Origin of the sequence: Massilia niastensis DSM 21313 (assembly GCF_000382345.1) — a bacterium.
In the GTDB taxonomy this organism is placed as follows: Bacteria; Pseudomonadota; Gammaproteobacteria; order Burkholderiales; family Burkholderiaceae_D; genus Telluria; species Telluria niastensis.
On the sequence record NZ_KB908104.1, the window covers coordinates 67,460 to 79,402 of the forward strand.

An 11,943-nucleotide genomic window follows, 5' to 3' on the forward strand; every position below is an offset into this window, starting at 1 on the left:
AACACATACGGAGATTCTGATGGGAGCATCGAGCGAAGCGAAGCAGCAGAAGGAAGCGATCACCTCACGCTGGGACGACCAGGTGGCGGCAAGCCTGGGCGAACCGGAACTGCTGCTGTACCGTTCCAACCTGCTGGGTTCCGACCTGCGCATCACCAATTTCGGCGGCGGGAATACCTCCGCCAAGGTCATGATGGCCGATCCGCTCTCCGGCGAGCAGGTCGAGGTGCTGTGGGTGAAGGGTTCGGGCGGCGACCTGGGCAGCATCAAGCTGGACGGCTTCTCGACCCTGTACATGGACAAGCTGAACGCGCTGAAGAACCGCTACCGCGGCCTCGAGCACGAGGACGAGATGGTCGGCTACCTGCCGCACTGCACCTTCGACCTGAACCCGCGCGCGGCCAGCATCGACACCCCGCTGCATGCCTACATCGACCGCAAGCACGTCGACCACATGCACCCGGATTCGGTGATCGCGATCGCCGCCTGCAAGAACAGCAAGGCGCTCACGCAGAAGATCTTCGAGGGTGAGCTGGGCTGGCTGCCGTGGCAGCGCCCGGGCTACGACCTCGGCCTGAAGCTGGAACAGCTGTCCAAGGAGCAGCCGCAGCTGAAAGGCATCATCCTGGAAGGCCACGGACTGTTCACCTGGGGCGACACCGCCAAGTCCTGCTACGAAACCACGCTGGCGATCATCAAGCGCGCCGAGGACTGGCTGGCGCAGAACATCCAGCAGCCGGTGTTCGGCGGCCAGAAATATGCGCCATTGCCGGCGCAGGAGCGTGCGGCCCTGGCGGCGCGCCTGATGCCCCTGTTGCGCGGCAAGATCAGCAGGACCGAATACAAGCTGGGCCACTTCGACGACAGCGAGGCCGTGCTGGAATTCGTCGGCAGCGCCGACCTGGCGCCGCTGGCGGCCCTCGGCACCTCCTGCCCGGACCACTTCCTGCGCACCAAGATTCGCCCGCTGGTGCTCGATTTCGACCCGACCGCCCCGGACTTCGAGCGCCTGGTGGCGGGCCTGGACCAGGCGCTGGAAGACTACCGCGCCGACTACACGGCCTACTACGAGCGCTGCAAGCGCGACACCAGCCCGAAAGTCCGTGACGCCAACCCGATCATCTACCTGGTCCCGGGCGTGGGCATGCTGTCCTTCGCCAAGGACAAGGCCACCGCGCGCATCGCCGGCGAGTTCTACGTCAACGCGATCAACGTGATGCGCGGCGCGAACGGCGTCGACAGCTATGTCGGCCTGCCGGAACAGGAAGCCTTCGACATCGAATACTGGCTGCTCGAGGAAGCCAAGCTGCAGCGCAGCCCTCGGCCGAAGAGCCTGGCCGGCCGCATCGCCCTGGTCACCGGCGGCGCCGGCGGCATCGGCCAGGCGGTCGCCCGCCAGCTGCTGCAGGAAGGCGCCTGCGTGATGCTGACCGATATCGACGCCGAAGCGCTGGAGCAGGCCAGGGCGGACCTGGTCAAGGTCGCGGGCAAGGATACCGTGGCCACCGTGCAGGCCAACATCACCAGCGAAGAGCAGGTGGGTAGCATCCTGGGCGCCACCGCGCTGCGCTTCGGCGGCGTCGACCTGCTGGTGTCGAACGCCGGCATCGCCTCGGCCGCGCCGCTGGACGAGACCTCGCTGGAAGTCTGGAAACGCAACCAGGACATCCTGGTCACCGGTTACTTCCTGGTCAGCCGCAACGCCTTCCAGGTCATGAAGCAGCAGAAGCTGGGCGGCAGCATCGTCTTCGTGGGCAGCAAGAACGGCCTGGTGGCGTCCGCCGGCGCCTCGGCCTACTGCACCGCCAAGGCCGCCGAGCTGCACCTGGCGCGCTGCATCGCGCTGGAAGGCGCCGAGCATGGCATCCGCGTCAACGTCGTGAATCCGGACGCCGTGATCCGCGGCTCGCGCATCTGGGACGGCAAGTGGAAGGAAGAGCGCGCCGCCTCGAACAAGATCGAGGCCGACGATGTCGAGGAGTTCTACCGCAAGCGCAGCATGCTGAAACTGAGCGTGTATCCGGAGGATATCGCCGAAGCCGTGTACTTCTTCGCCAGCAGCAAATCGGGCAAGAGCACCGGCAACATCCTGAACGTCGACGCCGGCAACGCCGGGGCCTTCACCCGCTAATTACCCTATAAAATGAAGCGGCGCGCCGCACAGGCGCGCCCGGTTCGACAAGGAGACACAACATGAACAAGATCATCGACACCGCGCTGGTGGCGGAGCACAACGCGAAACAGGCCGCCCGCCTGGAAGCGGATTACGAAGCGCTGGGCGGGATGCTGGCGCGCCGCGGCGTGGACATCGAGGCGCTGACGGCGCAGGCGCAGACCTTCGCCGTGGCCGTCCCGAGCTGGGGCGTGGGCACCGGCGGCACCCGCTTCGCGCGCTTCCCGGGACGCGGCGAACCGCGCAACGTGTTCGAGAAGATGGACGACTGCGCGGTGATCAACCAGCTCACCCGCGCCACCCCGGCCGTGTCGCTGCACTTCCCGTGGGACAAGCCGACCGACGTGCAGGAACTGCGGCAGGCGGCAGACGCCCTCGGGCTGGGCTTCGACGCGGTCAATTCGAACACCTTCCAGGACCAGGCCGACCAGGAACACAGCTACAAGTTCGGCAGCCTGACCTCGGCCAGCGCGCAAACGCGCGCCCAGGCGGTGGCCCACAACATCGAATGCATCGATCTCGGTCGACAGCTTGGTTCGAAGGCGCTGACCGTCTGGGTCGGCGACGGCGCCAACTTCCCCGGCCAGAGCAACCTGCGCGGCGCCCTCGAGCGCTACCTCGAGAGCATGCGCCAGATCTATGCGGCCCTGCCGGAGGACTGGAACGTCTTCATCGAGCACAAGCTGTTCGAGCCGGCTTTCTATGCCACCACGATCGCCGACTGGGGCACCAGCTTCGCCTGCGCCACCGCGCTCGGACCGAAGGCCAGGTGCCTGGTCGACCTGGGCCACCACGCTCCCAACACCAACATCGAGATGATCGTGGCGCGCCTGGCGCAGTTCGGCAAGCTGGGCGGCTTCCACTTCAACGACAGCAAGTACGGCGACGACGACCTGGACTCGGGCTCGATCAATCCGTTCCAGCTGTTCCTGGTGTTTAACGAGCTGGCCGACGCCGCACTGCGCGAAGGCGGGGCCTTCAAGCCGGCCTACATGCTCGACCAGTCGCACAATGTCACCGACCCGATCGAGAGCCTGATGAACAGCGCGGTCGAGGTGCAGCGTTCCTTCGTGCAGGCGGCGATGGTCGACCGCGCGCAGCTGGCCGAACTGCAGGCGCAGAACGACGTGTTGCAGGCGGCGCAGGCCCTGAAGCAGGCCTTCCGCACCGACGTCAGCCCGATCCTGGCGATGGCGCGGGTGCGCGCCGGCGGCGCGGCCGATCCGGTGGCCTGCTACCGCGCCAGCGGCTACCGCGACCGCGCGGCCAGCCTGCGTCCGGCGAAGGCGGGGGCGAGCGGCAGCGGCATCGTCTGATCGCGCGATGGACATGGACGATGGCGTCCATGTCGTCGTACACTGAACGGTATTCCTGCCAACGCTCCACGCCACATGATCATATCGTCCGCAACCGACTTTCGCGAAGCTGCGCGGCGCGCGCTGCCGCCTTTCCTGTTCCACTACCTCGATGGCGGCGCCGGCGCCGAGCAGACGCTGCGCGCCAATGTCGACGACCTGCAAGCGGTCAAGCTGCGCCAGCGGGTGCTGCGCGGCTCCGAACAGCTCGACCTGGCGGTCGACTGGTTCGGTGAACACTACGGGCTTCCGATCGCGCTGGCGCCGATCGGCCTGGCCGGCATGTATGCGCGCCGCGGCGAAGTGCAGGCGGTGCGCGCGGCCTGCCACCGGAAGATCCCCTTCATCCAGTCGACGGTGTCGGTCTGTCCCCTGGCCGAGGTGGCGGCCCAGGCCTCCCGGCCGATCTGGTTCCAGCTGTATGTGCTGAAGGACCGCGAGTTCATGCGCGACGTCATGCGGCGCGCATGGGAACTGGGCGCCAAGACCCTGGTGTTCACGGTCGACATGCCGGTGCCCGGCGCCCGCTACCGTGACGCGCACAGCGGCATGAGCGGTCCCAACGGCCCGCTGCGGCGCATCGCGCAGGCCATGCTGTGTCCGCGCTGGGCCTGGGACGTCGGCCTGCACGGGCGGCCTCACGACCTCGGGAATATCTCGACCTACCGCGGCCATGCCACCGGCCTCGCGGATTACATCGGCTGGCTGGGTTCCAATTTCGATCCCGACATCGGCTGGCAGGACTTGCAGTGGATCCGCGACGAGTGGAAGGGCACGTTGATCATCAAGGGCATCCTCGACCCCGACGATGCCCGCGATGCGATCGCCTTCGGCGCCGACGGCATCGTGGTGTCCAACCATGGCGGGCGCCAGCTGGACGGCGCCCTGTCCACCGCCCAGGCCTTGCCGTCCATCGCCGAGGCCGTCAAGGGGAAGCTGACGATCTTCGCCGACGGCGGCGTGCGCACCGGCACCGACGTGTTCCGCATGCTGGCCATGGGCGCCGACGGCGTCCTGATCGGACGGGCCTTCGTGTATGCGCTGGCCACGCAGGGCCAGGCGGGTGTCGAGCGCCTGCTGGCCATCATGGAAAAGGACCTGCGCACCAACATGGTCCTCACCGGCGCGAAGTCGGTGCGGGAGATCGGGCCGCACCTGCTGGCCAGGTAAGACCGGTCTGCGCGCGCGACGGCCTGCCGCGAGCCACCCACTGTTGCGTGTTGTAAACATGCCAAGGCGGGAAAGCATTTACCCGCCTGTTCCGTTCATGCCCTTGTTGCCCTCGCAACCCTCCCGATGTATCGTTGGAAAAAAGGCGAAGAAAGCGCTTTCCCGCGCCAACAAGGAGACAAGGACATGAATGTTCAGAGCATGCGGTTCAACCGCCTCGACCTGAATTTGCTGATTGGTTTGGATGTGTTGTTGACGGAATGCAGCATTACTCGCGCGGCACGCCGCCTGTGCCTGAGCCAGTCGGCCGCCAGCGGCATCCTCGCCCGCCTGCGCGAGTATTTCAACGACGAGCTGCTGGTCCAATCGGGGCGCAACATGGCGCCCACGCCCCTGGCGCTGTCGCTGATGCAGCCGGTGCGCGACATCCTCATGAAGATCAAGCAGACGGTCGAGACGGCGGTCGAATTCCGGCCCGAAGCCACGACCCGCCACTTCCGCGTGGTGGCCTCGGACTTCGTCAGCTCGGTGGTGCTGACCCACCTGACCGCGCAGCTGAACCATGTGGCGCCCTTCGTGACCATGGAGATCCTGCAGCCGAACGAGCGCTCCATGTCGCAGCTGGAGCGCGGCGAAATCGACATCCTGCTGATGCCGGAGCGTTACCTGTCGCGCAGCTACCCCAGCGAAGTGTTGTTTTCCGATGACTTCAACTGCATCGTCTGGAACGACAATGCCGACGTCGGCGAGCGGCTCACCGAAACCGATTACCGGCGCCTCGGACACGTCGCGACCTCGTTCGGTTCGCACCAGCAGTTCGCCTTCGACGAGTGGTTCTACAAGAGCATCGGCCTGAACCGGCGCATCGAGGTGGTGTGCTCCTCGTTCAACATGCTGCCGCAATTCGTGATCGGCACCCAGCGCATCGCCACCCTGCAGCGCCAGCTGGCCTTGCAGCTGGCGCGCTACTACCCGATCCGCGTGCTGGAAACCCCGGTGTCCGTCCCCAGGATCATCGAGTGCATGCAGTGGCACCAGTCCAACCACAACGACCCGGCCCATATCTGGCTGCGCTCGATGCTGCGCCGCGCCGCCCAGGCCAACACGGGCGGCGCGGAGGACACTTACTGCGCGATGCCCGGGACGCAGGAGCCGATCGGGGCCGACAGCAGCTGGACCGGTCCGATCATGCCGGAGTCCCTCAAGGGCGCGCTGGCGTCGTAGATTCCCGTGGCCTGGGTGACCCTGGCGGCGTCCGCCTGCGCATCTCCCACCAGGCGGTTGACCCACAGGTTGGTGACCCGGACCGCGAGTTCGTTCCGTCCCGCGCGCAGCAGCTGGCGCAGGTCGAAGCGGTAGGGCGGTTTCCACGCGGTGCCGACCGGCTGGCCGTTCAGGGTCACCTGGGCCAGGTCGTGCACCTGGCCGAGATCGAGGACGACCCGTTCCGGCAGTTTGCCGCCGACGCTGAAGGTCTTGCGGTAGGTCGCCGTTCCCGAGAAATAGCGCACGCCGGGGAGGGCGCTGTGGTTCCAGGGCTGGAGCTGCTCGACCGTCATCGGCTGCCCGGGTCCGCCGCGCCCCTGTTCGAAGCCGAGCTGCCACGGGCCGTCCAGCGTCGTCCACGCCGCCGGTTCGGCGCTGCCGCCCATCCGGCCCCGGGTTGCCGCGGCCCGCGGGAACACGACGAACAGCGATTGCTGCGCGGGCAGTTGCAGCGCCACGCTGGCGCCGCCCGCTTCCTGGCCGTGGGCGGTCGCGGCCACGCAGCCGCTGTCCGGATGCCAGATCTCGGGCGCCTGCCGCGCATCGCGGAACACTGCCTTGACCTCGCGCGCTTCAAGGCCGGTATTCGCAACGAAGTAGACCTCGTGGGTCGGAGTATGCCGCTGCGTGACCATGACCCCGTCCGCCGTTCCGTTCAACTGGACCGCGGGACGCAGCGCCAGTTGCGCCAGCGCGCCGGCCAGGTCGCCCGCGCCGTGGACGCTGCCGCGCCCGACCTTCCGGACCGCGGCCGGGCTGCCGGCAGGACCCCACAGCCGGTCCGCCAGCGCGGCGAAGTCGCCGGGCTGGTCGGCCTGGCTGGGCGAAGCCACGGGACGCCGGCCGACCACCACGGCGCCGGCCTGCACCAGCGCCGTAATGCGTTCCAGCGCCGCGACCGTCATGCGGCGGCTGGCGCCGCCCAGGTAGAGCACGCGGTAGCGTCCGCCGCTGCGGCTGGCCAGCTGTCCGTCCCTGACCGAGAACTGCTGCGCCAGGGCGCTCAGGTTCACGTAGTCGAAGCCGTAGCCGGCCGGGATATCGCGGTTCGGATCGGCGCCGAACAGTCCGGTGATCGGCGCTTCTTCCCCGTAGAAGTAGGCGATGTCGGCGACGTGCCGGCCCTGCTGCAGCATGAAGGAAGTGCGGGCCAGGTAGTCGATCCACGGCCTGGCCTGTTCCGCCCAGGTTTCGTGGCGCGAGAAATACTGGCCGAGGAAAGGCGCGAGCGACATGCCGGGAGTGAGGCCATCCAGCGGCTGGTGGGCCGAGGTATGGATCACGATGCGGTTCACGCCCAGCGCGAATTCGATGTCGGCGGTCTTCTTCAGGTCGCGCGGCGCGTAGCCCCATGGCTGGCCGAAGGCCGTCATCGATTCCGCCGCCACCAGGTTCTGGCCCCATACATGGGCCACCGAGGCGGCGCCCTGGATGTCGGCGACGAAGCTGGGACGCGGCTGACCCTTGGCGGGGACGGTCCACATGGCCGCCATCGGCACGTCGGCGTGGCGCCGCATGTCCATGTCGTCGCCGAGCTGCGGGCGGTTGTCCTCGAGCGCTTCGCCGTACACCTTGAGGCCGTGCCTGCGCGCGCCGCTGGCCACGGTGGCGTAGTGGCCGTCCGCATACAGCTCGGCGATGGTGCGGCGGAAGTCGAACAGGAAGCGGTCGCTGGCGCCGGCGTCGCCGACGATCCTGCCGGTGAGCGCCGGCAGCCAGCGCAGCAGCGGATAGCCGCGCCGGGTGGCGAAGGCCGTTTCCAGGCCGTCGGTCCAGTTCTGGAAGCCCGACTCGATGCTGTCGTTGAGCAGGGCCTTGATGCCGCGCCGTCCCAGCAGCTCCGGACCGACGGCCTGGCGCACCAGGCCCAGGTAGTCGTCCATGTACTGGCGCACGTGGCGCGCGTTCAGCTTGTCCACTTCGAGGCCGGTGGCTTCCTTCGGCGCGGGGCCGTTCTGCTTCCCGGTCAGGCTGTAGCCGAAACGCAGCAGCGTCCAGCGGCCGGGCGGCGCAGTCCAGTCGAGGCGCCCGTCCGGCTGCAGGTGGCGGCTGAGGTCGAGGATGCGTTCGGCGGGAATGCCCGGTGCGGACGGCGTATCGATGGCGTAGTAGTCGCGGGCGGCCGCGAAGCCGGCCTTTTCCTCGACCCGGTGCACGCGCGCCTGCGCGTGCAGGGTCACCTCGGCCAGCGGGAAGCGTTCGGCCGCCTTGCCGAACGGCGGCAGCAGCACGCCCGGCCCAGCCGGCGGCGCGCCGCCCGTGGCGCCGGCCTTGAGCCGCACGCGCCAGTGCTTCGCCGTGTGCGGGGCAAAGGCGATGGTCTGCTGCGGCGCGGTACTCAGAGTGATCGGCGCGATATCGGTATAGCGTTCGCCGTCCGCGCTCGCCTGCAGCACCACCTCGGGAAGCGGCGGCGTGCCGAAGCCGCGTGGCGCCGGAATCGTCAGGGTGACCGCCTGGAAGCTGGCGGCCTGCGGGTAGTCGAGACTGACCCAGGTGAGGCCGTCGCTGCCCAGTACGAGCCAGGCGGGCTGGCCCAGGCGGCCGTCGCTCAGCTGCGCCGTCAGGTCGTCTCCCGCGCGGCTGAGGATACGGGCCGGAACGGGGGCGGGTGCTTCGCTTGGTACCGCCAGCACCGCGATGTCGCGGTACCAGTCGGGCGCCGCGGAGTGATCCGGCGCCTCGGCATGGGCGGCCACGTCCAGGAAGGGGCCGGCCAGCTTCGGCGGCGCGGGCAGGGCCGGGTTCGCGCTGCCGCCTTCGACGCTCAGTTCGCTCCAGACCAGCTTCTTCATGGCCTGCTCGGGCCTGACCCATGGCCCGCCGGTCAGGCTCCAGCCGGGCGAACTGGCGACGGCGAATTCCAGGCCGAGGCGCTGCGCTTCGCCGGCCGCGGTGCGCAGGTAAGCCTGCCATGCGGGGCTGCGGTAGGCGGCGCGCTCGGCGACCACCTGCGGCGTGTGCAGGCTCGCATCGAACTGCTGCAGTCCGCCGAGGCCGACCCGCTTCATCCACTGCAGGTCGCGCAGGATGCCGGGTTGGCTCACATTCCCGTCCATCCAGTGCCACCAGGCGCGCGGGCGCGCCTCGTCGGGCGGATTGACGAAGCCGGCGTGCAGCGGTGTTGCAAAGCCGGGAGCCGCCAGCAGGGAAGTAATCAACAGGCTGATTGTTTTGAGGCGCATGGACAGGGAATGCCGTCGGATTGCAGGGTCTCCAGTGTAGGTTGGCAGGCGCGGGAAACTGAAGTCTTCATTCGAGATACCTCGGATTCGGGCAGGCCGATAGCTGTCGTATCAGTCAAACGAATAGGTCAACATCGACAGCGACAACTTTTTGGAGAGGCGAAGCTGCAGTAGCCTCACTCCATCGCTCGCATCAAGGCGACCTACAACAAGAGAAGACCTCGTCCCGCGGGGACGTCATTGGAGATACCATGCAATACAAACGAATGTTGGAGTGCCTGCTGGCCAGCGGCGCGATGCTGATTTCCACCCAGACCGCCTTTGCCCAGGTGGCGCCGGCGCCTGCCGAAGGCGCTCCCGTCGCCGAAGGCCAGAAGGCGGCGGCACCGGCCAGGCAGGACGACAACGTGGTGGTGGTGACGGCCAACCGCGTACGGACGAATGCCCAGACCACCGCCGTGGCGCTGAACGTCTACAGCGGCACCGCCCTGGCCGATGCAGGCGTCTCCAATGTCCAGGCCCTGCAGACCATCGACCCGAGCATCAACGTGACCAGCAATACCGGCGCCGCCTATGTCGCGATGCGCGGCATAGCATCGACCGACACGACCGAAATCGGCGATCCGGCGGTGCCGATCGCCCGTGATGGCCTCTTCACCAACCGTTCGTTCACCATCGCGTCCTCGATGTACGACGTCCAGCGTGTCGAGGTCCTGAAGGGCCCGCAAGGTACGCTGTTCGGACGTAACTCGACCGGTGGCCTGATCAACATCATCAGCGCCAAGCCGACCGAGGAATTCGGCGGCTACCTGAGCGCGGAATTCGGCAACTTCGACGCGCGCAACGTCGAAGGCGCGGTCAACCTGCCCCTGAGCGACAAGGTGCAACTGCGCTTCTCGGCCGTGTCGCGCCAGCATGACGGCTATCGCAATGTCACCGGCATCAATCTCAAGGGCGACGACGAGGATACCCGGTCGGCGCGCCTGCAACTGGCTTTCCAGCCGATCGGCGGCTTCGAAGGCCTGGTCTCGTACCAGAAGGACAGGATCGACGCGGTCGGCGACCTGACCAAGGTGGGGCCCCTGGGTGTCGTGACCCCGATCGGCGACGCCAGGACCTTCCCTGGCTGGGCGCCGACCGTGACCGACCTGACCGGTGAGCGCACCCGCTGGGAATTCAGCTATGACCGCCTGCCGTGGGACCTGACCCTGACCTATGCCGGCGGCTACGACAAGCAGGATTACCACCATGAGCTCGACGCGACCGGCGCGGCCTATCCGGGCATCCGCCAGTTCATCCAGAATGAAGATCCCGCAACGCGCAATCACGAGATCCGGATCGCAACCCCGCTCAAGGGCCGCTTCACCGCCCAGGCCGGCTATTTCTACTTCACGGAAAGGAACGTGATCGACAGCGGTGTGCGCGTCCTGTCGATGGACCCAGGCCTGCCCACCACCTTTGCCAACACCTTCGGCATCAAGTTCGATTACCTGATCAATACCAAGACCGAAGGCGTGTTCTCGCAGGTCGGCATGAACCTGACGGACGACCTGAAACTGACGCTCGGCGCCCGTTATTCGCGTGACGAAAAGACGCGCACGGGCCAGTCGCGCCTGACCCTGGGAGCGCTGGTCAGTCCCTTCATCGGTGCGCCGCCCATCACGAATCCCGGTAATGGCGAAATGAGCGATTCGAAGCCTACCTACCTGGTCGGCCTCGACTGGACGCTCACCCCGCAGAACTTCCTGTACGCGAAGTACGCCACCGGCTACAAGGCCGGCGGCTTCAACTCGAACGGCAGTGCCGCCGCGCTGCCTTACGATTCCGAGTCGGTCAAGTCGATCGAATTCGGCAGCAAGAACCAGTTCTGGGACCGCAAGATCAAGTTCAATGCGGCGCTGTTCTACCAGGATTACTCGAACTACCAGGCGTCGCAGGCAACCGATGCACTGGCCAGCGGCGGTGGCGTGTTCAACGTCGGCAGTGCGACCATCAAGGGCCTGGAGACCGAACTGGTGGCGAACATTCCGGACCTGGCGCGCTTCGACCTGAATGCGACCTTCCTGGACGCCACCTTCGGCAACAACATCATTGTCCGCGACGGCGCCAATCCGCCCGTCTCGCATAACATCGGCGGCAACGACCTGCCGAATGCGCCGAAGTACGTGATCACCGCGGGCGTCCAGCGCAGTGTCGATGTCGGTGGTGGCGAGCTGATGGCCCGCGTGTCGGCCAAGCACTCGAGCGACTTCTATTACACGGTGTTCAACGACCAGGACACGCGCTCCCCGTCCTTTACCACCGTGAATGCCCTGCTGAGCTACAAGCCGCACGACGGCGCCTGGGAAGTCCAGGCGTTTGGTAACAACGTGACCGACAAGGTGGTGCTGGCCAACGCACAGCGCAACTACGTCGCCCGTATCAACACGTACCAGTTCCAGCCGCCGCGCACCTTCGGTGTACGCCTGCGTTATAACTTCTAGACGCCAGCGAACAGCGCAGAGGCCCTGACGGGCCTCTCAGACTGCTGACAAAGTCAAAAGCCCTCGCCAACGGCGGGGGCTTTTGATTTAATGTCATCATGCTCAAGACACCTTCTCCCTTCCAGCACGAGCTGGAGATGGTCACGCTGGAACAGCTGGTACCGCAAGACCATTTGCTGCGTCTGATCGACCGCCACATCAAGTTCGATTTCATCCGGGAACAGACCGCGCATTTGTACTGCGCCGATAATGGTCGCCCAGCACTGGACCCTGTGACGCTGTTCAAGATGCTGTTCATCGGCTACCTGTTT

General features: G+C 66.8%; 7 protein-coding genes. 6 read left to right on the forward strand and 1 reads right to left on the reverse strand.

What is annotated here, in order from left to right:
- Positions 1-19 precede the first annotated feature (19 nt).
- From H162_RS0117255 to H162_RS0117270, 4 genes are all read left to right on the forward strand, one after another.
- Positions 20-2,131: a bifunctional rhamnulose-1-phosphate aldolase/short-chain dehydrogenase gene (locus H162_RS0117255; protein WP_020654738.1), complete on the forward strand. Its 2,112-nt coding sequence runs from the start codon at positions 20-22 to the stop codon at positions 2,129-2,131.
- A gap of 62 nt (positions 2,132-2,193) precedes the next feature.
- Positions 2,194-3,489, forward strand: coding sequence for an L-rhamnose catabolism isomerase (rhaI, locus tag H162_RS0117260; RefSeq protein ID WP_020654739.1), 1,296 nt, complete (start codon positions 2,194-2,196; stop codon positions 3,487-3,489).
- A gap of 75 nt (positions 3,490-3,564) precedes the next feature.
- Positions 3,565-4,698 (forward strand): FMN-dependent L-lactate dehydrogenase LldD, encoded by a 1,134-nt coding sequence (lldD, locus tag H162_RS0117265; protein WP_020654740.1) that lies wholly within the window; start codon positions 3,565-3,567, stop codon positions 4,696-4,698.
- A gap of 186 nt (positions 4,699-4,884) precedes the next feature.
- Entirely contained in the window at positions 4,885-5,922 is a 1,038-nt protein-coding gene (locus H162_RS0117270; RefSeq protein WP_040787633.1) for a LysR family transcriptional regulator, read from the forward strand.
- Here the strand turns inward: H162_RS0117270 and H162_RS0117275 are convergent.
- Positions 5,823-9,149: a glycosyl hydrolase gene (locus H162_RS0117275; RefSeq protein ID WP_020654744.1), complete on the reverse strand. Its 3,327-nt coding sequence runs from the start codon at positions 9,147-9,149 to the stop codon at positions 5,823-5,825. The two genes, H162_RS0117270 and H162_RS0117275, sit on opposite strands and share 100 nt — an antisense overlap.
- 251 nt (positions 9,150-9,400) lie before the next feature.
- Between H162_RS0117275 and H162_RS0117280 the strand changes: the two genes are divergently transcribed.
- Both H162_RS0117280 and H162_RS33290 read left to right on the forward strand, forming a co-directional pair.
- On the forward strand, positions 9,401-11,632 hold the full coding sequence (locus H162_RS0117280; RefSeq protein WP_084677043.1) for a TonB-dependent receptor: 2,232 nt from the start codon (positions 9,401-9,403) through the stop codon (positions 11,630-11,632).
- 98 nt (positions 11,633-11,730) lie between these two features.
- Positions 11,731-11,943, forward strand: a 213-nt coding sequence (locus H162_RS33290; protein ID WP_503826191.1) for a transposase, incomplete at its 3' end; no start/stop codon positions are given.